This window comes from Paraburkholderia sp. PGU19, assembly GCF_013426915.1.
Taxonomy (GTDB): Bacteria; Pseudomonadota; Gammaproteobacteria; order Burkholderiales; family Burkholderiaceae; genus Paraburkholderia.
This window is the reverse complement of the sequence record NZ_AP023181.1, coordinates 1,209,806-1,234,243: the sequence shown is the minus strand read 5'-3', so window position 1 is coordinate 1,234,243 and position 24,438 is coordinate 1,209,806. Positions and strand designations below refer to the sequence as shown.

The window sequence follows — 24,438 nt, the reverse complement described above, 5'->3', positions numbered from 1 at the left end:
TTTTGACCTGAACCCGGCTCGCCGGTCCCTCATTCGAAATGTCATGAACGATTCAAAACCCATCGACCCGCGCCTCGACCCGACCCGCACGATCCGCGCACCGCGTGGCAGCGAGAAAACCTGCAAGACCTGGATCGCGGAAGCCGCGTACCGGATGATCCAGAACAACCTGGACCCGGAAGTGGCCGAGCATCCGCATGCGCTCGTCGTGTATGGCGGCATCGGGCGCGCGGCGCGTAACTGGGATTGCTTCGACCAGATCCTCACGTCGCTGAAGGACCTCGAAGAGAACGAGACGCTGCTGATTCAATCGGGTAAGCCCGTTGGCGTGTTCCGCACGCATGCCGACGCGCCGCGCGTGCTGCTCGCGAACTCGAATCTCGTGCCGCACTGGGCGAACTGGGATCACTTCCACGAACTCGACCGCAAGGGCCTGATGATGTACGGCCAGATGACGGCGGGCAGCTGGATCTACATCGGCAGCCAGGGCATCGTGCAGGGCACGTATGAGACATTCTTCTCGGTGGCGAACCAGCACTTCAACGGCGACCCGAAGGGCCGCTGGATTTTGACGGGCGGCCTCGGCGGCATGGGTGGCGCGCAGCCGCTCGCAGCGACGATGGCGGGCTTCTCGATGATCGCCGTCGAATGCGATGAGTCGCGCATCGACTTCCGTCTGAAGACGCGTTATGTCGACAAGAAGGCGATGACGCTCGACGAAGCGCTCGCAATGATCGAAGAAGCGAAGAAGACGGGCACGCCCGTATCGATCGGCTTGCTCGGCAATGCAGCCGACGTGTTCGCCGAACTCGTGAAGCGCAACATCACGCCGGACTGCGTGACCGACCAGACTAGCGCCCATGACCCGATCCACGGCTATCTGCCGCAGGGTTGGAAGATCGAAGACTGGCGCGAGCGTCAGAAGACCGACCCGCAAAGCATCGTGACGCCCGCCAAGCAGTCGATGGCCAAGCAGGTGCAGGCGATGCTCACGCTGCAGGAACGCGGCGCGGCGACGCTCGACTACGGCAACAACATCCGTCAGATGGCGCTGGAAATGGGCGTGCAGAACGCGTTCGATTTCCCCGGCTTCGTGCCCGCGTATATCCGTCCGCTGTTCTGTGAAGGCAAGGGTCCGTTCCGCTGGGTCGCGCTGTCGGGCGATCCGGAAGACATCTACAAGACGGATGCGAAGGTCAAGGAACTGATTCCCGACGATCCGCATCTGCACAACTGGCTCGACATGGCGCGCGAACGCATCGCGTTCCAGGGCTTGCCGGCGCGTATCTGCTGGGTTGGCGTGAAGGATCGCTATCGTCTGGGCCAGGCGTTCAACGAAATGGTCAAGAACGGCGAACTGAAGGCGCCGATCGTGATCGGCCGCGATCACCTGGATACGGGTTCCGTCGCGAGCCCGAACCGCGAAACGGAATCGATGAAAGACGGCTCGGACGCCGTCAGCGACTGGCCGCTGCTCAACGCACTGCTGAACACGGCAGGCGGCGCATCGTGGGTGTCGCTGCATCATGGCGGCGGTGTCGGCATGGGCTTCAGCCAGCACTCGGGCGTCGTGATCGTCGCCGATGGTTCGGACGCCGCGCATGAGCGCCTCGGCCGCGTGCTGTTCAACGACCCCGCAACGGGCGTGATGCGTCACGCGGATGCCGGCTACGAACTCGCGCAGTCGACGGCTCGCGAAGCCGGTCTCAAGCTGCCGATGCTGGGCCGTAGAGCATTAGCATGAGCACGGCCACGAGTTGCGCGCACAGGCGCGTATGGCGTTGCCCTCAGTGAAGAGCGGAAAAATCTTCAGGTCACGGTGTCGTCGGGGAACGTAGGAAATGTAGAGAAAGTGTCGTTTCGAACACTAAACTTTCGAATCGGTCAATCATCTGTGAACCATCACGAGATTCGACGGGCCCTGCTCGCGACTCAGTTCGTCGCTAACTCTTTTAGCAATATCGAGACATATACGCTTGGCCGGTCTTATTGCAGCATCGGGAAGGTGTTCGTCGAAACCCGTCTTGTCTCAACCAAGAAACGTGGGAATAACTAAATGCGAAGGGCTTTTCGTTATGTGGTCGGCATCGCGGCGGTTCTCGCGTCGTTTTCATGCCAAGCTGCCGTCACGCTCGACGGAAGAAGCGTCACGCCGGAAGCGATCGCGCTCGTTGCGGATGGGGAGGCTGTTGAAGTTCCGGCTTCATCTCTTGCACGCGTCGCAAAGGGACACGATGTCGTGCTGGCTGCGGCTGCGGATGGTCAGCGAATCTACGGCCTGACCGTTGGTGTCGGCCTGAATAAGGATCGTCAGATGGTCGATGCCAAGGGCCGGCTGACACCTGAGGTCATTGACGCGTCGATGCGCTTCAACGCCGCGTTGTTGCGCGCGCACTCCGCGGGTGTCGGCGCAGACATGGATATACGCGATGCCCGTGCTGCGATGGCGGTGCGTCTTAACCAGATGCTGGTCGGCGCTGCAGGCGTCCAACCAGCGGTGGCGGACATGTATGCGCAGCTGCTCAACCACGGCATTACTCCAGCGATACCGTCGAACGGTTCGATGGGTGAAGCGGACATTACGCTGCTGGCGCACGTCGGTCTGACTATGATGGGTGAGGGCGACGTTTACTACCGTGGCGTAAAGACTGATGCGTCACATGCACTCTCTGAAGAAGATATCCAGCCGATCAAGCCGTGGGGAAAGGACGCGCTCGGCATTCTCAGTTCAAACGCCTATACAACTGGCATGGCGAGTCTCGCGCTTGTCGACCTGACGCAGTTGAACAAGATGGCCAAGCTGGTCTACGCAGTCGCTCTGCAGGGTCTGAATGGCAACGTCTCGCCGTTTCTTGAGGATTCGCTATCGTTGCATCCATTTCCACACGTGATGCTTACCGGTGCGGCGCTACGTTCACTCCTCGCTGGTAGCTCACTATGGCAACGGGACGATGCGCGAGCACTGCAGGATCCGCTGAGCTTCCGGGACGCGCCATATCTACTGGCCGAACTTGACCGTAGCTCTGAGGAAGCGCGCAATCAAATCATGATTCAGTTGAACTCCTCGGATGACAATCCGGGTGTCTCGGTGGGCGTCAAACCGAAGTCGGATCTTTACCAGGCCAGGCGGAGCTATGTGAACCGCGATGGTCTGACGGGGGCAGTGCTGCCAACTGCGAACTTCGAACCACTGCCGCTCGTACTGACATTCGAAGAAATGGGCATCGCAATCGCGCACAATTCTCTCGCATCCGCACAACAGATAATCAAGCTCAACGACCCGCGTTTCACGCATCTGAGCCGCTTCCTCGGCACCGACAACACACTGCATGCGTTCGGCGCAATGGAAAAGCCTCCGGTCGTGCTTGCCATGGCGAATAAAGAGCTCGCGATGCCCGTCTCTCTCGACTATCTGCCGGTCGCGGGAGATATCGAAGACATCGCGACAAACGCACCGCAAGTGGTGCGTCGCGTACGCAACGAAATCGACAATCACTTTCAGTTGCTTGGCATCGAATTAGTGTCTGCTGCTCAAGCGGTTGACCTGCGCAAGCGACAGCCGGGCGGCTTCTCGGCATCGCCCCAGACTGAGATGTTCATGGGCGCGTTCCGACAGATAGTTAATTTTCGTGACACTGACCGGCCATTTACGTCGGAATTCCGGAAGGCCGCCATCTTCCTGAAGCAGTACTCGAACTGAACGTGATGCGCGAGAGACGTTACTCAACGTTAAGCCTGAAGACCTTAGCCTTGAGGTCGTGGATGAACGGTCATTTAGGCAGCGGAGCACAAGACACGCAGAGCACAGCGGCTGAAAGATGTCAGCCGGGAAGGCGTCGAGGAAAGGCGGCTAGATATATCGGGGCAAAGACCGATTACAATGTCGCCCGACATAATATGGGCAGGTCATTCTGATGGCCAGATGCGATCTGTCAAAATGCACCGTTCTGTATGCCCAGTTCAAATCGCGACGTTCATCGGGCGACGCATTGCTGAAAATGCGGCATGCTCCGCTTCAAGCGGCATAGATAGAAGCAGTCAATTGCGTGGCGGACGTAGAGGCTATACCGGCGTGTTGCGTAGCGAGTGATTGCAAAACGTCGTATGGCCGAAACTTCTGACAGTTATCAAGGGTTACTTGCAGGATGCTGCGAGGCGTCGCTTTTTTCGATATCACCGGCTTGCCACAATCGGGTCAGTGTTGTCGTTATCTGGAGCTATGTTATGCATGGAATCGATGACTCTCGGAGAGCATGGTTGATCGTCGTCATGGTCTTCCTGTTCATGCTTGTCAATTTTGCTGATAAGGCCATCATCGGCTTGTCTAGCACGTCGATCATGAAGGAGCTGGGCTTGACGCACGCGCAGTTTGGCGCGCTCGGGAGTGCCTTCTTCATACTGTTCTCGGTTTCGGGCATAGCGGTCGGCTTTCTGTCGAACCGAGTCAGCACCAAGGCCATCATGCTCACTATGAGCATCGTCTGGGCTATCACGCTGCTACCGATGGCGGGTGCCGTGAATTTCGGCGTGCTGCTCGCTAGCCGCGTGGTGCTTGGCGCGGCCGAAGGACCGGCATTCCCGATTGCGATCCACGCGGTCTACAAATGGTTCGGCGATGCCAAACGCGCTGTGCCGAGTAGCGTGGTTGCGTGTGGTGCGGCGTTTGGCACAGGGGTAGTCGCACCATTACTTACGTGGATCATTGTGCATTTTGGCTGGCATGCCGCTTTCATGGTGCTAAGCGTGACTGGCTTTTGCTGGGCCGTAGTGTGGTTTATGCTTGGGAAGGACGGACCGCTGGATCGCGGTGCGACTGACGGCATGAGCGCTACGCTGAAAGTTCCGTACGTGCAATTGCTGCTTAGCCGTACCGCACTAGGCGTGTTTATCGCTGGATTCGCTGCTTACTGGATCATCGCGCTGAATATCGTGTGGCTCGCCAACTATTTGATCCGGGGACTGCATTTGACACCTTCATTCGCAGCCTGGATTGTGTTGCTTCCGTCGGTGACGCAGATGGTCCTTGCACCATTCTGCGCGTTTATTTCTCAGGGCATGACGAAAGTTGGTTATTCCAGCCGTTATTCACGCGGGCTATTTGGCTGCGCTTGCGTCATGATCGCTGGCGTCGCGATGGTGTGCCTGCCGCTGGTGCCGATGGGTCCGTTGAAAGTGGCGCTGATTGCTTTGAGCTTTTCGATTGGTAGCGTAATTTTTACGCTTGGATCAACGTTGATCGGGGAAATCAGCCCGCCCTCGCAACGCGGTGCAATGCTCGGTATAACGAACTCGATTCACACTATCGCAGGCCTGATTGCACCCATTGCGATGGGTATCATTGTCGATGTTGGTGCCGACGCGGCCGAAGGCTTCCGCACGGGTTACATTGATGCCGGGTTGTTGGTTGCCACACTGGGTTTGATCGCCGCGTGCCTCATCCATCCAGCCGCTGATTTGCGCCGGTTCCAGCGTCTCGGCTCCCAGCTAGATGAAGTGAACGCCGGACAGCGGAGACAAGTTGTTTAAAGCGTTCGCTATCTCTACGAGCGCCGAGCTGTCCGTTTCACGGTGAACAGCCGGCGCTCCATGCGCCTTCCGTCATGCGCCGTCTGGCGGAGAAAGCGCAGAGCCGTGTGCAGGAGGAGTGGTGTCCGAATCGGCTTTTCCGCGTCAGGCACGATACACAAAGGCCGGATCGGGTGCATATCAGGTCGGAGACTGACTTGATCAGGCTCCCAACGCTCAATATCTACCGTTAAGTTTGTATCTGCTAGCCGGATGCCAAAGAGTGACATCACTTGCGATTTGTCGTTGGGCTTCGGTCCTTCGTCGCAGTACCAGACACGGCTCGCCTATTGGCATCATCAGGGCCTGCCTGACGATCGCGTTAGTCTTACGTGCCGTTATCCAGTATTCCGCGCCTTGCGCGGGCGCAACGCGCATCATGTACTCATTTGGCGTCTCGGACTCGAAATCTTGGTCCAGATAGTCCGGAAAAACGAGGCTATTGACGTAACGATCTTCGAATTGTATCGGTACATCGTTCTCGAAATGCACGACGCGCGAGTGGAATGCAGTACCGTTTTGGGGCAACTCAAGGGTTTGCAGGGCGGCGGCGTCATGAGTCGACTCAAGAAGTAGAACTTTGCTGCGATGCGCGTCGCCACGTGAGCGAATCTCCTCAGCAATACTGCGGATCTCGATTAAAGTCGATTGATAGCGACGATCGGTGATGAAGGTCCCACGGCCACGTACTCGTGTCAGGACATTCTCGCTCACGAGTTCGCGTAGTGCGCGATTTACCGTCATTCGCGACAACGCAAATTCGCTCGCCAATGAGAGTTCCGTCGGAATCATGTCACCCAGGCGCCACTGCCCCGTTTCAATCATCTTCCGAACATAGTCCTTCAGTTGCTGATAGGCTGGCGTCGCTGTCGTCCCATTCTTTTCCGTATTCATACGTGGACGTCTTCGGGGACTAAATTACCAATTGTATAGGCATTCCGGCAGCGTTTCGAGTCTCGGACAGGAATAGAATCGAATTTGTGGCAGTGACCGCCGCGTTATCGGTGTCGAGACATCTGGAAATCGCGGGGCTGCGTTCAGCGCGAGTCGTTGCCATCCGTCTGCGTCGCGTCATCAATGCAGCTTAGGACATGCTTGCGGCTGGACGCCGCTGTCTTCCAGAAGGAAGGCCGACCAAGCCCGTGCCGGGCCGTGCCCGGTGGCCCTTGGAGCCCATGCGCCTCTTGCAACGACGGGTTTGTGCTGAATCGCTGTCATCGCAGGACCGGAGGCTGCTTTAGGACCTCTACTAGGCACAACATAGATAGGCGAACCGAGACGGCGTTACAGGCGGCACGCTGCCGAATTCCAACTTCAAACCGTTACGGTCCGTTCGGCGCGGACCAGCGCAGTGCAACAATCTTGGGGGGCATGGGAGAAGCCGCCCATGAGGTCGAGGTAGCAAAGAGGGGCAGCGTTCGGGCGCGACGCGCTCATTGCCCTCGAGCTACCTGTAAGGAAAAGTATAGATTCGCGCGCGGCAGCCGGCGCGACCGTTCGTGGGAGCTTCGGATCAGTGGCGGGTGCGTGCAGGTTCCCCACCCGAAGCGGTTCGCCGCCCCGAAGTCCGAAAGGCGTGGTCGCGGCACCCGCGCCGCTTCACTCAGCAGATTTGACCACCGTCGAACCGGTGGCCACAGTCAGGGCCGCGCGAAGTCCTCTGCTGTTAACTTGAGATGCGTAGCCGGGTGGGCTCGAAACTTACGCTCAGCGATGGCTCTAATCCGCGCAAAGCCGTTTTCGAACGTCCTGAGAACGTCGGTGTCGCTAGCGCGAGGTTCGAGCCAAAAAAACGTTTCCAGCGCCGTGAGGGCGATCACGCAGGTGACAGTGCCGTTCCGAAGCACCAGGCTAAACATCACGCCGCGACGATTCGCAAGCACTTCAGGTTCTTTGTCAACGGTTTCCATCGCCGTTAGCAGCACGTCAGTAAAGTGGGACGTCGAATGAATTTTCACACCGACGGGATTTGAGTAGCTGGACAGACGACTCGGGACCGAAACGTCCGCCGCCGCGACTCGTCTTTCCGGCGCCAGAACGCTTTTTGGGTTTCCCGATTTGAACTGTTCGCGCGGGGTATCCAAAAAAAGAATGCCCGCATGAAGCGGGCTAAATCCATATCCGGAGGTGATACGGAGGAGACGGTTTGAGTATAGGCCCATCGGGGGAAACCCGCGCAAGAGGGGCATCGGAACGTTGCTGCGGTGCAACGCAATGGACTGCCAGACCAAGATCCGGTCATCAGCGATAGCTTCCTCTGGCGCGTCGGTCGGCCGAACAGGCATGATTGTCGGCGCAAAGCGCCGGAGATATGCCGGGTTTCTGCGTGGGACAAGCACGCGAGAGCATTGTCTTCCACCGGGCAAAAATTTCACACGCGAAGGCTAAAATTGATCACCATAAATATCAAAAAACTTTTCGATGTTAAGAGTTCACACCGATGTATTCGAGATTTCTTGGTGGGAAAACTATTCGTCCCAGAGGCGCCCGGCGTTTCCGGATGAACAATCCTGGTAGGTAGATTCGACCGCGCGACTGGCTAGCGAGCTGCGTCGCTCATCGTCGGCGCTAACACAAAGAGAAAGTCTCAACATCAGGCTTTTTGCGACTTGGTCGCGTAATGTGCTTTGCCTACACCTACACTGTCGATAGGGACGGGTTTTGTCTACCTGCACGCGTGACTGGTTTGCGCCTGCGTAAGCGCTGACACGGGTCTGCTTCAAGCCGGTTGAGGCGGACAGTCATCGACGTGTATCGAATCGTCGTGCGCGCCGGAATCAGCGAACTGCGTGCGGTTCCGGTTTGGCGTAACCTCATGCAGCTTGGTCTACGCGTGGGCGAGTGGAGAATCCGCATGGACAGGGAGCTCAACGCGGAGTCACTGAGCATTGATCTTCTCGACCCGCCCGCGACGAAAGTCAATGAACTTCGATCGCGATTGCAATTGGCCTTACCGTCAGTACTGTCCATCGACGTACGTGAGCTGGTTACTGTAGCGACGACTACACGGCTACGCCTTTAACGTGGCTGGGGTTTCGACTGCCGTCGTGGGCACCATCGTGACTACTGAGGCTGGGCGGGACTAATGGGATACCGGAGGCGTCATGCTTGTCTATCATCACGGGGTAGCGATCCAGCCGTCGGTGGCGAGAAGCGGTAACACGTTTGTAGCACGTGTTTGCATTCTTGAGGAAGACGGCGAAGCAACCTCACTTGGAGATCTTGGCCAATTCGCGAATCCGCAGTCGGCGTTCGCGTTCGCAGTGCGGTGCGGCACGGCTTTTGTGGATGATGAGCCGCTGCCGCGAGCTCCGGTAGTGTACCAATCAAAGCACCTGAGCCCCCGAAACTGAGAGGCTTTCTCACAATCGACTGGACCGGCAAGTCCACTCATTCAGCTAGCGGAGGCGGTCCGGGTGAGGTGATGATAAAAGGAAGTGCGCGCCTCCCCGAACCGGCAGCGAGACCAGGGAGGGCGGTCATGCTCTTAGATCGAGGGGCGTTGTGTCCGGACAAACCGTGAATCGCATCGATGATTCATTCTGAGATCTACAAATTTCGTTATAGGCGTACGGAAGGAATGCAACGTACCTACGACGTAACGGTAAACCTGGTTCGCCGGGAATCGGGCGTCTTTGCCTACGAGGCATGGGTTCACCATGCGGGCAGGTTCAAGGGAAATGGTCTCGTCTTTCCGCTAGCGTCCGCAACGAGGGAACAGGCGGTGGCCGAAGCATGCGCGCGGATTGAGGATCATATAGAGAATCTGCTTGGCGTTGCAGAATGAAAGTGTGGTCACACCGTCCTATCACGGGCATTGATCAGAAAGATGACTTGGGGCTCGTGCTCACCGTCTCACTGATTTTAATTCGATAGACGCGACGCCACGGACCTGAAGATCTGCATCGTCGCCAGCATTCCATAGACATAGGTCTCGCGAGCTGGTGTTAGTCGCCGTGGCGAGACGCCCTTTGAGCGTTCCAGGGACCAACCTGAACTACGAAACACCGGCCGAGCGATTCCGACAAGCTATTGCATCCACTGGTTGAATCGGCGCCAGACAGCGGACCTTCGTACGTCGACCGAGCCATTTCCGTCCTCGACTATACCGGTTGCTCGCTTCGTGCTTCGCATCCCGACCGAAAAACTGCTTCGCGGAACAATTAACCGACTGACGCTACGGTCGCGCTGGAAAAGCTCGTATTACTTTCCTCGTCGTCGATCTCTTCGCCCCGAACTTTGCGGACTCTTCTTGGCACCCGATCGTGTTCCGCGATGAACGCGCGCAGTTGCGGATAGATGATGGTGCGCCAGCGACGGCCCGAGAAGATGCCGTAGTGACCGCACTTTTCCGCCGTAAAGTGGCGGCGATCGTTCTCCGGAATGCCCGTGCACAGCTCATGCGCGGCGCGCGTCTGGCCGCTGCCGGAGATGTCGTCGAGTTCGCCTTCGATCGTGAAGAGGGCGGTCTTCTTGATGTCCTGCGGGCGTACCAGCTCGCCGTTCACTTCCCACGTACCTTCGGCAAGACTGAACTCCTGGAACACGACGCGGATGGTCTGCAGATAGTATTCCGCAGCCATGTCGAGCACCGCGTTGTATTCGTCGTAGAAACGGCGATGCGCTTCCGCATCTTCTTCGTCACCGCGCAGCAGGCTCTGATAGAAGTCCCAGTGCGAAGCCGCGTGACGTTCCGGATTCATCGCCACAAAGCCCGTGTGCTGCAGAAAACCCGGATACACCTTGCGGCCGAAGCCCGGATAGTTCGGCGGCACGTTGTAAATGACGTTGTTGTCGAACCATTCGATCGAATGCTGCGTCGCCAGCGAATTGACGGCCGTGGGGCTCTTACGCGCGTCGATCGGGCCGCCCATCATCGTCATCGTGCGCGGCGTGTCTTCACCGCGGCTCGCCATCAGCGAAATGGCCGCGAGCACGGGAACGGTAGGCTGGCACACCGAGATCACGTGCAGATTCTTCGCGCCGATGTGGCGGATGAATTTCTGGATGTACGCGATGTAATCGTCGAGATCGAACGTGCCGTCTTCGATCGGCACCATGCGCGCGTCGATCCAGTCAGTGATGTACACCTTGTGATCCTGCAGCAGCGTCTTGACGGTGTCGCGCAGCAGCGTCGAATGGTGGCCCGACAGTGGCGCGCACACCAGCACGATGGGCTCTTTTTTCAGTTGAGTGACAGCGTCGCTGTCGTCCGAATAGCGCTTGAAGCGCATCAGCCGGCAAAACGGCTTCTCGACGATCGCCTGCTCGACGATGGGGATGTTGTGGCCGTCCTTGACGATCTGGTGCAGGTTGAACTCGGGCTTCTCGTAGTCCTTGCCGAGGCGGTACAGAAGCTCGTAGCCAGCGGACAGGCGTGTGGCGCCCGGCACATAGGCGAGCGGACTGGCCGGATTCGCAAACGATTTCGAGGCGGCCTGAGCCCAGGCGGTGAGCGGGCTCAGAACTGCTCGCTGAAATACATGGAATTGATAGAGCATGTTTCCCTAGGGGTTAGTTGACTAAAAGCAGAAGACTCCCTTGTTGTGCAGTATTCGGACGGTTGAACTAGGCGCATGCGACGCCGAATCCGAGGTCTCGCAAGCGGCGATTCCCTAAGTCCGCGACGGATGGGGTTGGAATCGCCGCTCCTGGAAGACCTTGTCGTTCGGGCTGCCCGCTCACGTTGTTCAAGAAACCGATACAGCACGACTGACGGAATGGAACGTGCCATAACGGCGGGTTGCAATCGCTTCAGCGTCTGACTGCGAAGTGGCCTGTGCGTAAGCAACCGACCACCGGCCACAGACATCGCGATAACGGATCCAATAGGTGTACATGGCAATCTCCGATGGCATCGTGATCAATGGGGCTTAGTAGTGGATCGGTCGATGGGCGGTCGAGAATGCTGGTTAGCGTTCTCCTTATGTACCGCGTGGAAGGCAGCGGTCGCTCTAGCCGACATTAGATCGTCTCGACGCAGTTGGACCGATCTTGTTCAATAACGGTAGTCGAACGATCAACAAAAACCCATTGTACGAACGGTCACTGCAGTACCCTGTGGGCATAACGCGCTCACACTTTTGGATACTTCGAAGGCATCCAGGCGCGAGTTTGAGTTCTTGCAACGACCTATTGGGGGAGCCGTCACAGTAAGCCTGGCATACGCAGGTATGAGACAGCGATTCCTAAGTTTGATGAATGGCGCGGCGGCGAAATACCATGAGCGCCTTACACTTGCCCAGAGACGAGAAGGCACGCGTGGGCCCTACCTTTTTGCAGCCACCTTTGACTTAGCGCCCGCTCCGACGTCCCAGGACGTTGACTTCCTGTCTACGGCCGAAGGCGCCCGAGGCGCATACTGTGAATGACTATGGCATGAGGCAGTGTCGGGCCAGTTGCAATCATCGACGATCGACTGCTTCCTTGACAGGCAGCGAGAAGAGATCTGAAAAACTAGCCGAGATGGGCCCGTCCAATACCCAATTCTCGTTAGTCGTCGGCGCATCTTGCCAGCTGTTATGTTGTGCCGACGTTGATATCAGCTTGGACGCCACGGAGACTTTGTGGCGATCAGACGTAGGACAACGTTGGCATCGTCTTGGCAGACATCGATACGGCCATTGAGTTCTTGGCGGAACTTGATCTTGAGATCGAAGGACGCGCGCCGACCGAAGGTGACTTGGCAGATGATGTCGCAGGGTTGCTCACCACCCTGTGTATTTTCCGGCGGTAGTGGCTAAGACCAACTTGCAGCAAGACCGTGCGGCTTCGTAGATCTCCACCACTTGCCAAACCTGGCATTCGTTTGATTCAACGGGTGAATCTTCGCGCGAACCGCCGGAAAATTCACAGAATGTACGAATAGCCATACATAGAAGTTTAACGACCAAAATAAACCTGCTTCATACCGTCATTTGGGTCAGTTCGAACAGAGGACCGGATCGCATGTCCCGCCGACTGGATCGAATGACCCAGCGCGCGAAGCGGATGATGTGCACCCGACGCTGATGTCCCGTCAACAACGCCGCCTTCCCCTGCCGAGGAGTTTTGCACGGGTGAATCGGGCTTCGCAGTCCCTCCGGTCTCGATTGTAGTGTTGCCGCGATGCGATGCACCCGCGTCAACCACTGCCAGATTGGATGCAAGAGTCTCGGCGCTTTGACCACGTTGTGACGCCGGAGCACCATCAGCCGGGTGGTAGAACGGTGCAGGCCCATAGCCACTGGCGAAGACGGGCGCGGCGAAGGAAACTGACGCAGCAACGAATATCGAAGCAATGATCTTGTTACGCATGTGTGACTCCGTGGTACGGTTAAGGTTGAATGTCATCACTTGATTTATCCCAGCGTCAGATTTGACGTTCAGGAAACCTCATCGGTGTTTGACATAGCGATGCGGCTCGCGGTGCGACGTTTTCATCAAGTGGTTAGGAGCCTCCACTTTATGCCTGCCGTGTACCGTTTTCGAGACTGTCTTTGCTCAATAAAATGCTCGAAAGGACCAAAATGGCGACGCAGTCCATTCCTTTCGCGAACGAAAGGGAAATGCAACGATATGTCGGTCCGCTCCGGACGCGGGATAAAGCTTGAGGTGTGCGTATGGGTCGACTGCTGCGAATCTGTTCGACTTCGTGCGCGTGTTTTGTCGCCGGAATCGGCACGTCGCTGATCGCGACAGTCTCGGAACGACCCGATCCTCCATCAGGCGCAACAGGCATAGAGGACGAGCGTGAACAATCCAGTGCATGCAGACGCGATCTCGAACATCCACGCGACGCTCGCCGGCAGCGAGGATATTTTTAACGCGCGGGCGGTGATGCTTGGGCGCAATAACGCCTGGAACTGCGTACAGCGCACCCGAAACGAAAAAGCTCCGCTGCTCGGGCAAGTGGACCGGGAACTTCATCCTGTCCAGCAAGCGCATTTCCGGCGCGAAGTTACCTCTAGCGAAACGGGGCGGTAACGCCCTTGAATTCAAATCACCTAGAATAGCTACTGGGGCCGTCTGGCGGTGACGTGAAACTGTCGGACGAAAAGACATGACGTGAGTGCGTCCGGTTTTCAATCTTGGGCGAGCGGCACCAGATCGCGTGGTGGCAGCCCGTACCCCGGCACGAATACCGGTGAAGGCGGAGATGCTGCAATCGCTTCATTGCAGTGCGCAGCGTCGTCGATCACGTTGATGCATGGATGCATGCACGCAGTGTCATTCGGGAGAGGGGAGCTGAGATGAGTTTGGGTTCGCCTTCGACTTCGACCCGGAGTCCGCATGGTTGCGAGGAACCGGTGGTCTATGTGGTCGACGACGATCAGTCGATGCGTGTCGCCCTTGGAAACTTGCTGCGTTCAGCCGGGTTACGCGTGGAGACCTTCGAATCGTCAAGGGACTTTCTCGCTTTTCGGAAGTACGACGCACCCAGTTGCCTGATTCTCGATGTCAGGCTGCACGGTGAAAGTGGCCTTGCGTTCCAGGAACAAATTGCGAAGAGCGAGGTACACATACCCATTGTATTCATGACGGGGCATGGAGATATTCCGATGACAGTCCAAGCAATGAAAGCGGGGGCAGTCGATTTTCTCGCGAAGCCGTTTCGCGACCAGGATATGCTGGACGCCGTCTCCAACGCGTTAGCGCTCGACGTTGAGCGTCTTAACGCCGAACAATCGAACGCGGCGCTCCGTGTTGCGTATGACTCGCTGACACTGCGGGAACGGGAAGTCATGGGGTTCGTCGTAGCCGGCCTGATGAACAAACAGATTGCCGCCGAAATGAATCTCAGTGTAATCACTGTGAAGATTCATCGTGGGCACCTCATGAAAAAAATGGCGGCCCGGTCCGTTGCGGATCTCGTCAGAAAATCGGAATCACTTGGCGTCAAGGCACGATCGCTGAAATCGTCTTGAGAGCGCGGAGATCGGAAGTGTCATTCCAGCTCCTCGTCGATAGACTATGGCACGTCCAGCGCAACGCTGAGCCAATGCGCGATGGCATCGGGGTCAACAGGCTTTTCGAGTACAGCTAGGGCGCCATTTGCTAGGGCCTTAGCTTTAAGGTTAGCCGATGGGAATGCCGTGACGAAGATGGTCGGCGGCGCATACCCGAGTGCAATCATGCGTTCGTGCATCTCCACTCCTGACATGCGGGGCATCATGACGTCGGAGATGAGGCACGACGTCGAGGCGAGTTGGCCGGATAGCAGGAACTCCTCTGCCGATGCGAACAGGCTGGTACGCCTGCCGAACGACCGCACAAGATTTCCCGTAGCGAGTCGGGCGGCCTCGTCGTCGTCAACAATCGAAACGACTTGAGCAGAACACAAGATTAGCCTCGATCTACAGGAAAGGGGGGCACGCAGCAAGAACGCTATTGCATGCTTCCGTCCGCATCTACGAAACCCAGCGTAATTGTCGTATCATCGGCCGGGAATCATACACAAGTATTAGTGCGCAGCATTTGCATCGCGCGATCCTGCTCATCTTGTTCCTAAGCTGGATACCGCTTGGAGATTCACTGATACTGCGGACGCATACCTAGGTATGCGTCGCGGCGTCCGTCGCATCCAAGCGTATGAATGGATCATTACGTATCCGGACCGGCATGCGTGCGTCGTCGCCAGAGAGTGGAGTGTTTCCCATCGTGCGACGCGACGCAAGTTCACCATAACGGGCTGACAAATGAGGGGCTTGCATATCCGCTCCCGTATGCCCCGACGACCCGCGGCGTATATCCGACTTCGTCGGATATACCTAGGTATCAGCTTTCGACGCCTATGTAGGTGCAGTGCCACCCATCCGTACAATAGTCTTGGGGTGTCCGAGCGCCTACTCTTGTGTCAGAGCCGGTGCAATCGCGCGGTGCGCTCGCTACACATCGTGATGTGACGGCTGGTTTCGAGGGGACACGCTATGTTGAACGTACTGCACAACTGGATCTTTGTCGGCGCAAACGCATACGACGAGTACACTTTCGTACCTTGGCTCAACCGAAACGTGTACCGCCGAACAGTGGAACTGAACCGCATTTGCTTGCTATAGCTGCTGTAACGTACAGCGCAAACAGGCTCTGCCATGACCTGCGTTAGCGGGAGCCACCAATGGATCGCTTGGTTAATCCGCAATGTGGCTTTGACGTCGGATCGTTAAACATTGCGGAGGCCTCGTCTATCAGTTTTACTAGGAACTATACGGGCATCTCGTTCGTGCCGACGCGATGGAAGTAAGCTTAGTTAAGACAAGGAACAAGAAGATGTATGGGTGAGCATGTCTGCGCGTCGGCAGCGCGCCCCTAGAGTGAATGAACACTCCCGTGAAGGACGGGTTTCAGCGAAACAGTATTATTTCAATGTGCAGCATCTCCGACTGCATTGTCAGTTGCGACGCCCAGCGCACCATCGGTCGGGAGGAGGAGGTGAGATGAATTCAGGTTCACATTTGACTTCGGTCCGAGGCGTCCAAGATAAGGAGCCAGTCGTCTACGTGGTCGACGACGAGGAGTCGATGCGCTTCGCACTCGGTAATTTGTTCCGGTCGGTCGGGCTACGTGTTGAGACATTCGAATCCTCGGGGGACTTTCTCGGTTTCCGGAAGTACGACGCGCCCAGTTGCTTGATCCTCGATGTCCGGTTGCGCGGCGAAAATGGCCTCGCCTTACAGGAGCATGTTGCTAAGAGCGGTTTGCGCATGCCGATCGTATTCATGACCGGCCATGGCGACATCCCGATGACCGTGCAGGCTATGAAAGCGGGGGCAGTCGATTTTTTTTCAAAGCCGTTCCGCGACCAGGAGATGCTGGATGCCGTCGCCAATGCGTTGGCGCGCGACGGAAAGCGTCTCGCCGCCGAACAATCGATTGAGGCGCTCCGTGTCGCGTACGACTCGCTTACACCGCGCGAACGGGAAGTTATGGGGTTCGTCGTAGCTGGGCTAATGAACAAGCAGATTGCCTCCAAGGTGAATCTCTGTGAAATCACCGTGAAGATGCATCGTTCTCATCTCATGCGAAAGATGGCGGCGCGAACCCTTGCAGATCTCGTAAAAAAATCGGTATCGCTGGGTGTCAATGCCCAGTCGTAGAACGCACTGAGCCAATGCGTGATGGTGTTGGGATCGACCGGCTTGTCGGCACAAACGCGCCACTTGCAGCTGGCCTTTGCTTTCAGGTCGGTTGGTTGGAATGCCGTAATGAAAATGGTCGCGACGCGTAAGGTGATAGTACGAGCTGTTTTTCTTGATCCCTGTTTTACGCCAAATCTGGCCTAAAAGCCTCGGCCTTCAGGCTGCCTGCAGGTCGAGGATGAAAGCTGACTGTAGTTAGCGAAGCACCAATTTCGACGTTTTCAAAGTCAATCCCCGCGTCTACCTATACGGAGGAACAAGGGTACCGGCACATGGAATTCACAACACTCGTTCTGAGATTCAGACTGAAAGACAAACACGCAAAGTGGTTGAGTGAACAGGCACGCGAGGTGGACTTTGTGTGGAACTACTGTGCTGAATTTTTCCTGAAGGTCAGGGAGCGCGAGAAGCGCTTTCTTTCAGCCTATGATTTTAATCCGTACACCAAAGGCGCCGGCAAGGCGGGATTACATCTGCACTCGCGGACCACTCAGGAAATCGGTGACGAGTATCCGACACGTCGCATGCAGGCCAGCAAAGCGAGGTGAGGTGGCCGGTATCGCGAGGCGGATGGCGCTCGCTCGACTGGATTCCATTCACGGCCCGCTCGATACACTATCGCAACTGACAGACGTTCTGATAAATGCGTACGTCACAGGGTGTTCGTTAAATCTACCGGCGAGTGCGAGCCGATCGGATTGGCCGGGAGATATGGGACGTCGTCACAATGCGAGGCGGCGTCAGTGACGCCCGGCCGCGTCCGGGTGACTGTCAGCTTAGCGTAGAAGCCGGTCCCAATAAGTTCCTCGGAGTACTATCTATTACGCCGCGTTCGCCGAAGTGTATGCTGATGTAATTCTAGCTTCCCTGTGAATGAATGTAGGGTCTCAACCCACGAGGGGCGGCGGCATGAAGGCGTGGCGCGCCAGATCACAACCTACATTTGATTCCGTTGCAGATGGGTAACAGCCTCCAGATCCTCTGGGACGACGGCGAACGCGTCCTGTGTCGAGGGCCGCGCCCAGGCGAAAGCGGCGGCCACAGCGTTCTGCTGGTGCGGCCCGCCGCCGAACATCCATTACCCGCCAGCGTTAATCGCCTCATTCACGCGTTTGGCCTGAAGGACGAGCTCAATGGCGCGTGGGCGGTGCGGCCGCTGGAACTGGTGCGCGAAGCCGGGCGGACCCTGCTGGTGCTTGAGGATCCTGGCGGTGAGCCGCTCGCGCGTCTGCTCGGCGCGCCGATGGAGATGGGAGATTTTTTGCGGCTTGCTGCCGGCATCGCTGCGGCGCTAGGCAAGCTTCACCAGCGCGGCCTTGTCCATAAGGATCTCAAGCCCGCGCATATCCTCGTACATTGCGCCGACGGACAGGTCCGGCTCACCGGATTCGGCCTCGCCTCTCGGCTTCCGCGTGAGCGACAGGCGCCCGAACCGCCCGAGACGATCGCCGGCACGCTCGCTTATATGGCACCCGAGCAGACCGGCCGGATGAACCGCTCGATCGATTCGCGCAGTGACCTCTATGCGCTCGGCGTGACGCTCTACCAGATGCTGACGGGCGCGTTGCCGTTTACGGCTGCTGACCCCATGGAATGGGTGCACTGCCACATCGCCAGAAAGCCGGCGCCCCCGTGTGAGCTGGTCAAGACCGTCCCTGCTGCAGTCTCCGATATCGTCATGAAGCTGCTCGCCAAGACGGCCGAAGAGCGTTACCAGACGGCCGCCGGTGCTGAGCATGATCTGCGGCAATGCCTCGCCGACTGGCGGCGTCGGCACCGGGTCGATGCCTTCCCGCTGGGCGAACACGACACACCCGACCGGTTGCTGATACCCGAGAAGCTGTATGGGCGGGAGCGCGAGGTCGACACCCTGGTCGCCGCGTTCGATCGGGTCGTCGGGAGCGGCCCGGCTGAGCTGGTGCTGGTCTCCGGCTATTCCGGCATCGGCAAATCCTCGGTCGTCAATGAACTGCACAAGGTGCTGGTGCCGCCGCGCGGGCTCTTCGCGTCGGGCAAGTTCGACCAGTACAAGCGCGACATCCCCTATTCGACGCTGGTCCAGGCGTTTCAGAGCCTGGTGCGCCCGCTGCTCGGCAAACCCGACACGGAGCTGGCGAGCTGGCGCGACGCCTTGCTGGAGGCACTGGAGCCCAATGCGCGGCTCATGACCGACCTCATCCCCGAACTGAAGCTGATCATCGGTGAGCCGCCACCCGTCCCAACCCTTGAGCCGCAACAGGCGCAACGCCGTTTCATGCTCGTGTTCCGGCGTTTCATCAGTGTATTTGCGCGAGCGGAACATCCGCTTGCGCTCTTTCTCGACGACCTGCAGTGGCTCGACTCCGCGACGCTCGACCTGCTCGAGGATCTGTTAGCGGGTTCGGACTTGCGGCACCTGATGCTGGTCGGCGCGTACCGTGACAACGAGGTCGATGCCACGCATCCACTGACCCGCAAGCTCCAGGCCATCAGGAACGCGGGCGTCAAGATCAATGAGATCACGCTGGCGCCGCTCGCTTGCGAGCATGTCAGGCAGTTGATCGCGGAGGCGCTTCACTGCGCGCCGGCGCGCATCGCACCCCTGGCGCAACTGGTCCATGACAAGACGGGTGGCAATCCGTTCTTTGTCATCCAGTTTCTGCACGCGCTTGCCGAAGAAGAGTTGCTCACCTTTGATCATGATGCGCGGCGATGGTGCTGGGATACCGGCCGGATCCATGCCAAGGGTTACACCGACAACGTCGTGGACCTGATGGTCGGCAAGCTGGCCCGCCTGCCGGCTGGGACGCTGCACGCGTTGGAGCAGTTTGCCTGTCTCGGGAACGTCGCCGGGATCACGACAGTGTCGACAGTTCTCGGCATTCCGGAGGCACAGGTCCACACGGCGTTGTGGGAGGCGATGCGTCAGGAACTGGTCGAGCGGCTGGAGGGCGCCTACAGGTTTGGTCACGACCGTGTTCATGAAGCCGCTTATTCACTCATCCCCGAAGCCTCGCGGACCTCGGCCCATCTGCGGATCGGGCGCATGCTGGCCGCGCGGACGCCCCTGAAAAAACGGGAGGAGGCGATCTTCGAGATCGTCGGTCAGCTCAATCGCGGCGCCGCGCTGATCACCGAAGAGGGGGAAAGGGAGCGACTGGCTGAATTCAACCTGCTCGCCGGCCAGCGCGCCAAGGCGTCGACAGCATACTCATCAGCGCTCACCTATCTCGTCGTCGGCGCGGAACTATTGGGCGACGATTGCTGGGAGCGCCGGCATGACCTGATCTTTGCGCTGGAACTGAACCGGGCCGAATGCGAATTTTTGACCGGGCAGTTATCGGTCGCAGACGAACGTCTGGCGGCGCTGTCGAAGCGCGTCGCGACAACGGTCGAAGAAGCGCTCGTCGCGTGCATGCAACTGGATGTCTACCTGGTCCTCGATCAGAGCGACCGCGCGGTCGCTGTGTGCCTCGCCTACCTGCGGCATGTCGGCATCGACTGGTCTCCGCATCCGAATGACGAGGAAGTGCGACGCGAATACGAGCGCATCGGGGCACAGCTCGGGGACCGGACCATCGAGGAACTCATCGAATTGCCAGTGATGGAGGACGCAGCCTCGCTCGCGACCGTCGAGGTGCTGGGCAAGCTCTTTGCGGCGGCGGTGTCGACGGATGTGAACCTGGTTTCGCTGACGACCTGCAAGGGGGTCAGTCTCAGCCTCGAGCGTGGCAACTGTGACGCTTCATGTGTGCTCTATGCCAGTGTCGGCAGGGTCACCGGACCGCGTTTCGGTGACTACCAGGCCGGATTCCGGTTCGGCCAGCTCGGCTGCGACCTCGTCGAACGACGAGGGCTACGACGGTTCGAGGCGAGCACGTATCTTTGCTTCGCGATTTTTGTCATGCGCTGGCTGAAACCAATACGGGCTTGTCGTGATCTGCTGCGCCGCGCTTTCGACGCGGCGAACCGGATTGGAGACCTCGCGTATGGCGCTTTCACGTGCAACGAACTCAACTCGGACCTGCTCTTCGCCGGCGAGCCGCTGCACGAGGTGCAAGGCGAAGCGGAACGCGGTCTTGCGTATGCCGGGAAGGTGCGGTTCGGTCTCGTCATTGACTTCATCAACACACAACTCGCGCTGATCCGGACGCTTCGCGGCCTGACGCCGACGTTCGGCTGCCTCGACGACGGGCAGTTCAATGAACTTCGCACCGAAACCCATCTGTCCGGCAACCCGTCCCTGGCCCTCGCTGCGTGCTGGTACTGGATCCGGAAACTGCAGGCGCGCTATCTCGCCGGTGACTATGCGGCGGCCATGGATGCGGCATCAAAGGCGCAACCGCTGCTCCGGACCTCATCCTCGTTAATTGAGGAAGCCGAATATCACTTTTACGGCGCGCTGGCTCGGGCCGCCTGGTGCGAGTGCGCCCCGGCCGACGAGCGGCCACAACACCTGGACGCTGTCGCCGCACATTACCGGCAGCTTCAGATCTGGGCGAAAAACTGCCCGGAGAATTTCGCGGACCGCGCGGCGCTGGTCGGTGCCGAGATCGCCCGGATTGAAGGTCGCGTAGCGGATGCCATGGAGTTGTACGAACAGGCCACCTGCTCGGCGCAGGAAAGCGGCTTTGTCCACGGTGAGGCACTCGCCAACGAACTCGCGTCGCGCTTTTACGCGGCGCGCGGTTTCGGGAAGATCGCCCGTGTGTACCTGCAGGACGCCCGCTACGGCTATCTGCGTTGGGGCGCCGACGGGAAGGTGCGGCAACTCGAGGAGAGCTATCCATACCTGAGGGCGGAAGAGTCTGCGCCCGGGCCGACGACGACGATTTCAACGCCAGTCGAACACCTCGACCTCGCGACGGTGATCAAGGTGTCGCAGGCCGCCTCGGGCGACATCGTTCTGGACAAGCTGATCGAGATGGTCATGCGTACGGCAATCGAACAGGCGGGCGCTGAACGGGGCGTGTTGATTCTGTCGGACGGCGGCAAAGCACGGATAGCGGCGCAAGCGCTGACCACCGGTGACGCGCCCAGGTTGCAGTTGCGCGATGTTCCTGTGAGCGCGACGATGCTGCCGGAGTCGATCCTCAACCATGTCCTGCGCACCCGGGAGAGTGTCTTTCTTGACGATGCCGCGGCTGAGTCCCCGTTCGCCACAGATCCCTATATCCGTCAGCATCGCGCCCGTTCAATTCTCTGCTTCCCGTTGATGAATCAGGCGAAGCTCACCGGCGCGCTCTACCTTGAAAACAGTCTGACTGCCCGCGTGTTCAGCCCGGCCCGCATCGCCGTGCTGAAGCTGTTGGCCTCGCAGGCAGCGATCTCGCTGGAGAATGCCCGCTTGTACCGCGATCTTGCGGAGCGCGAAGGGAAGATCCGGCGCCTCGTCGACGCCAACGTCATCGGGATCGTCGTCTGGAATGCCGGTGGCGACATTCTTGAGGCCAATGACGAATTTCTTCGCATGGTGGGATACGAGCGGAAGGATCTTGTCTCGGGTCGCGTGAGCTGGAGGGATCTGACGCCGCCAGAATGGCGCGAGCGCGACGAACGGGCCCTGTCAGAGATCGGGGCGACGGGGCGCGCTCAGCCGTTCGAGAAGGAGTACATCAGGAAGGACGGCAGCCGCGTGCCCGTCATGCTCGGTGCGACCGCTTTCGAAGAAACCCGAAAGGAAGGTGTCGCTTTCGTGCTTGATCTGAGCGAGCGCAAGCAGGCGGAGGAGCAAATCCGCGAGAGTGAGCAGCGCTATCGGGAGGTGCGGACACAATTGTCGCACGCGAACCGTGTCGCGACCATGGGGCAGCTCACGGCCTCGATCGCTCACGAAGTCAACCAGCCGATCGGCGCGACGATGACCAACGCCCAGGCGGCGCTGCGATGGCTGAACGCCCAGCCTCCGAACATTGACGAGGTAGGGCAGACGCTCAGGCAGATTGTCAAGGATGCAGGTCGAGCGGGGATGTGCTGCGCCGGATCCGCGATCTGGTCAGGAAGGCGCCGCCGAGGAAGGAGCCGGTGGACATCAACGAGGCAATCCGCGAGGTGATCGAGCTCACGCATGGCGAAGCTTCGAAGAGCGGTGCCTCGGTACAGACACAACTCGCGGACGGCTTGCCATTCATCGAAGGAGACCGTGTCGAACTGCAACAGGTGCTCCTCAACCTGATCATCAACGCGCTCGAGGCAATGAGCAGCGTCAGCGATAGCTCGCGACAGTTGTTCGTCAGTACGGACAAAGCCGACTCTGACTGTGTGCTCGTGACTGTGCGCGATTCAGGGCCGGGTTTTGCTCCGCACGGCGCGGAGGACGTTTTCGCACCCTTCTACACCACGAAGCCTACCGGTTTGGGGATGGGGTTGTCGATCTGCCGTTCGATCATCGAAGCGCGCGGCGGCCGGTTGTGGGCAAGTGCGAACGTGCCACGCGGCGCCGTTGTTCAATTCTCCGTGCCAGCCCATACAGCCGTTTCATTGTGATTGCCACGCATGTCAGCTACGGGCACCCGATCGTATACGTCTGCTGCCAGCGTGGGCGTGTCTTTAATTGCTGCCGGGCGACAACATTGTGCGGCTGTTTGCAGGCGTACCGCAACATGCGGCGCCCGCCTACGATGACCACGTGCTCTCGCGAGCCCAGCACATGCTCAGGGTCCCTCCAGCCGCAACACCTCCGGACTAGGCGGATTCCCAAAGCGGGCAGGCGCCCGCCATTTTTCTCAGCTATCCGACCGGCAGAAGGTGAGGATTTCCAGGGGGAGGATCGGCTCTAACCTCGAGAAAAAGGCGAGTCAGCTCGCTTGCAACGCCGAGAGCTGAGACGGCCTTCCCAACATCGAAGAAGCAGCGACTTCGTAGCGACGTCTTTCAGAACCGGAAGGGATATTTTATGGGGCGGCCGCAGAGACATCGAGCCGATTGCCTGTGAGTGGGGTCCGGCCAACGGAGGTCGGCTGGCCGCGCTGTGCTTAGAACCCGATACCGACCCCGACGCCCACCCCACCGCCGAGGCTGCCGCCTCCCACACCCACGCCGATGCTGGGACCCGGGGTGTAATAGCCGGGGCCGTACGCAGGATCGCTGTAACCGTACGGCGGAGCAGCCGCGCATCCCGAGACGGCAGCCGCTAGTGCCATGATGCCGAAAAGCCTGAGCATGATCGTCTCCCGTGCGCGAATTGCGCGCCAAGACCCGATCCTGTTTCCGGACGGATCAGTTGGGCTTCCAGCGTACACCTCACGAGCGCGGTGTGCCGCACGGCGCTGGGGCGCCCTTGCAAGCAAAGACGCGTCCGGCGGGGCGCCCCTGTCAGACACCGCGGTGACGGGGACAATGATTGCGGGTCGCCCGGTGTTGTTTTTCGCATGCAGGAACTGTTATACGGCGTCCGTGCTTTATGGCTAAAGTTCCGAAAATCAATAGATGCCTGCGATGGAAAGAATAGGCATCCTACTAATGTGGAAAAAATCAAACTGACTTTGAAAAGAATACGTCGATGCGGTGATGCCCGATGAACACGGCGTGCCATATTTCGGGGATGGGCAAAAATAGACGAGATTCCGATGATTTATTCTTCGCCCAATCGCTTCTTCATTGCCGCTCATTTTTTTGGAATGGACGTTATCTGACCAAAGAGGAGGAGCGGGTCAAGAGCGCCGTCTCCAGCGCCTCCCAGTAATAGCTTAACGACGCGTTGCTCAGGCTTGTGTAGTTGACGGCTTACTGTTGCGGACATCGGAATCGCGGCGCTCAATCGTTAGTTAGTAGGCTC

At 58.6% G+C, this 24,438-nt stretch carries 14 protein-coding genes and 2 pseudogenes; 10 read left to right on the top strand and 6 right to left on the bottom strand.

Features of this window, described 5'->3' with window-relative positions:
* The first annotated feature begins 43 nt into the window (after positions 1–43).
* The 3 genes from hutU (at position 44) to H1204_RS35260 (ending at position 5,526) form a co-directional block, all read left to right on the top strand.
* Positions 44–1,744 carry a urocanate hydratase gene (hutU, locus tag H1204_RS35270; protein WP_180733367.1) on the top strand — a complete coding sequence of 567 codons (1,701 nt, stop codon included), beginning with the start codon at positions 44–46 and terminating at the stop codon, positions 1,742–1,744.
* Between the two features lie 312 nt (positions 1,745–2,056).
* Positions 2,057–3,700, top strand: a complete 1,644-nt coding sequence (locus tag H1204_RS35265; protein WP_180733366.1) for an aromatic amino acid ammonia-lyase — start codon at positions 2,057–2,059, stop codon at positions 3,698–3,700.
* 557 nt (positions 3,701–4,257) lie between these two features.
* Positions 4,258–5,526 carry an MFS transporter gene (locus H1204_RS35260; RefSeq protein WP_243468809.1) on the top strand — a complete coding sequence of 423 codons (1,269 nt, stop codon included), beginning with the start codon at positions 4,258–4,260 and terminating at the stop codon, positions 5,524–5,526.
* 216 nt (positions 5,527–5,742) lie between these two features.
* On the opposite strand, the gene hutC is transcribed toward H1204_RS35260, so the two are convergent.
* Both hutC and H1204_RS35250 read right to left on the bottom strand, forming a co-directional pair.
* Positions 5,743–6,459 carry a histidine utilization repressor gene (gene hutC, locus H1204_RS35255; RefSeq protein WP_180733365.1) on the bottom strand — a complete coding sequence of 239 codons (717 nt, stop codon included), beginning with the start codon at positions 6,457–6,459 and terminating at the stop codon, positions 5,743–5,745.
* A 746-nt stretch (positions 6,460–7,205) separates the two neighbouring features.
* Positions 7,206–7,475 carry a DUF1488 family protein gene (locus H1204_RS35250; RefSeq protein WP_180735142.1) on the bottom strand — a complete coding sequence of 90 codons (270 nt, stop codon included), beginning with the start codon at positions 7,473–7,475 and terminating at the stop codon, positions 7,206–7,208.
* Positions 7,476–8,669: 1,194 nt separating this feature from the next.
* On the opposite strand from H1204_RS35250, the gene H1204_RS51800 reads away from it, so the two are divergent.
* Entirely contained in the window at positions 8,670–8,918 is a 249-nt protein-coding gene (locus H1204_RS51800) for a hypothetical protein (protein ID WP_243468808.1), read from the top strand.
* A gap of 810 nt (positions 8,919–9,728) precedes the next feature.
* Here the strand turns inward: H1204_RS51800 and phaZ are convergent.
* Positions 9,729–11,066, bottom strand: coding sequence for a polyhydroxyalkanoate depolymerase (phaZ, locus tag H1204_RS35245; RefSeq protein WP_180733364.1), 1,338 nt, complete (start codon positions 11,064–11,066; stop codon positions 9,729–9,731).
* Positions 11,067–12,160: 1,094 nt separating this feature from the next.
* Between phaZ and H1204_RS35240 the strand changes: the two are divergent.
* Positions 12,161–12,271 (top strand): annotated as a pseudogene (locus tag H1204_RS35240) (VOC family protein); the annotation flags it as partial.
* A 176-nt stretch (positions 12,272–12,447) separates the two neighbouring features.
* Here H1204_RS35240 and H1204_RS35235 read toward each other — a convergent pair.
* Positions 12,448–12,861 (bottom strand): hypothetical protein, encoded by a 414-nt coding sequence (locus H1204_RS35235; protein ID WP_180733363.1) that lies wholly within the window; start codon positions 12,859–12,861, stop codon positions 12,448–12,450.
* A 435-nt stretch (positions 12,862–13,296) separates the two neighbouring features.
* Between H1204_RS35235 and H1204_RS35230 the strand changes: the two genes are divergently transcribed.
* Both H1204_RS35230 and H1204_RS35225 read left to right on the top strand, forming a co-directional pair.
* Positions 13,297–13,530 carry a hypothetical protein gene (locus tag H1204_RS35230; protein WP_180733362.1) on the top strand — a complete coding sequence of 78 codons (234 nt, stop codon included), beginning with the start codon at positions 13,297–13,299 and terminating at the stop codon, positions 13,528–13,530.
* A gap of 266 nt (positions 13,531–13,796) precedes the next feature.
* Entirely contained in the window at positions 13,797–14,471 is a 675-nt protein-coding gene (locus tag H1204_RS35225) for a response regulator transcription factor (protein WP_180733361.1), read from the top strand.
* A gap of 44 nt (positions 14,472–14,515) precedes the next feature.
* Here H1204_RS35225 and H1204_RS35220 read toward each other — a convergent pair whose 3' ends face one another.
* The gene (locus H1204_RS35220; RefSeq protein ID WP_180733360.1) at positions 14,516–14,887 is read right to left on the bottom strand and encodes a response regulator; all 372 of its coding nucleotides are present in this window, start codon (positions 14,885–14,887) and stop codon (positions 14,516–14,518) included.
* A 1,093-nt stretch (positions 14,888–15,980) separates the two neighbouring features.
* Here H1204_RS35220 and H1204_RS35215 point away from each other — a divergent pair.
* The 3 genes and pseudogenes from H1204_RS35215 to H1204_RS35205 all read left to right on the top strand — a co-directional run bounded on the left by H1204_RS35215 (position 15,981) and on the right by H1204_RS35205 (position 23,147).
* Positions 15,981–16,640, top strand: a complete 660-nt coding sequence (locus H1204_RS35215) for a response regulator transcription factor (protein ID WP_180733359.1) — start codon at positions 15,981–15,983, stop codon at positions 16,638–16,640.
* Between the two features lie 314 nt (positions 16,641–16,954).
* The gene (locus H1204_RS35210; RefSeq protein ID WP_180733358.1) at positions 16,955–17,230 is read left to right on the top strand and encodes a hypothetical protein; all 276 of its coding nucleotides are present in this window, start codon (positions 16,955–16,957) and stop codon (positions 17,228–17,230) included.
* Between the two features lie 410 nt (positions 17,231–17,640).
* Positions 17,641–23,147, top strand: a pseudogene (locus H1204_RS35205) (AAA family ATPase).
* A gap of 488 nt (positions 23,148–23,635) precedes the next feature.
* Here H1204_RS35205 and H1204_RS51795 read toward each other — a convergent pair.
* A complete protein-coding gene (locus H1204_RS51795) occupies positions 23,636–23,824 on the bottom strand; it encodes a hypothetical protein (RefSeq protein ID WP_243468807.1) in 189 nt (62 codons plus the stop codon).
* Between the last annotated feature and the right edge of the window lie 614 nt (positions 23,825–24,438).

What these genes read in the sequence shown, in the direction of transcription:
- H1204_RS35250 (WP_180735142.1), bottom strand. Translation starts at nt 7,475, where the DNA reads ATGGAAACCGTTGACAAAGAACCTGAAGTGCTTGCGAATCGTCGCGGC.
- H1204_RS35215 (WP_180733359.1), top strand. Translation starts at nt 15,981, where the DNA reads ATGAATTCAGGTTCACATTTGACTTCGGTCCGAGGCGTCCAAGATAAG.
- H1204_RS51800 (WP_243468808.1), top strand. Translation starts at nt 8,670, where the DNA reads ATGCTTGTCTATCATCACGGGGTAGCGATCCAGCCGTCGGTGGCGAGA.
- H1204_RS35225 (WP_180733361.1), top strand. Translation starts at nt 13,797, where the DNA reads ATGAGTTTGGGTTCGCCTTCGACTTCGACCCGGAGTCCGCATGGTTGC.
- hutC (WP_180733365.1), bottom strand. Translation starts at nt 6,459, where the DNA reads ATGAATACGGAAAAGAATGGGACGACAGCGACGCCAGCCTATCAGCAA.
- H1204_RS35235 (WP_180733363.1), bottom strand. Translation starts at nt 12,861, where the DNA reads ATGCGTAACAAGATCATTGCTTCGATATTCGTTGCTGCGTCAGTTTCC.
- H1204_RS35210 (WP_180733358.1), top strand. Translation starts at nt 16,955, where the DNA reads ATGGAATTCACAACACTCGTTCTGAGATTCAGACTGAAAGACAAACAC.
- H1204_RS51795 (WP_243468807.1), bottom strand. Translation starts at nt 23,824, where the DNA reads ATGCTCAGGCTTTTCGGCATCATGGCACTAGCGGCTGCCGTCTCGGGA.
- H1204_RS35265 (WP_180733366.1), top strand. Translation starts at nt 2,057, where the DNA reads ATGCGAAGGGCTTTTCGTTATGTGGTCGGCATCGCGGCGGTTCTCGCG.
- hutU (WP_180733367.1), top strand. Translation starts at nt 44, where the DNA reads ATGAACGATTCAAAACCCATCGACCCGCGCCTCGACCCGACCCGCACG.
- phaZ (WP_180733364.1), bottom strand. Translation starts at nt 11,066, where the DNA reads ATGCTCTATCAATTCCATGTATTTCAGCGAGCAGTTCTGAGCCCGCTC.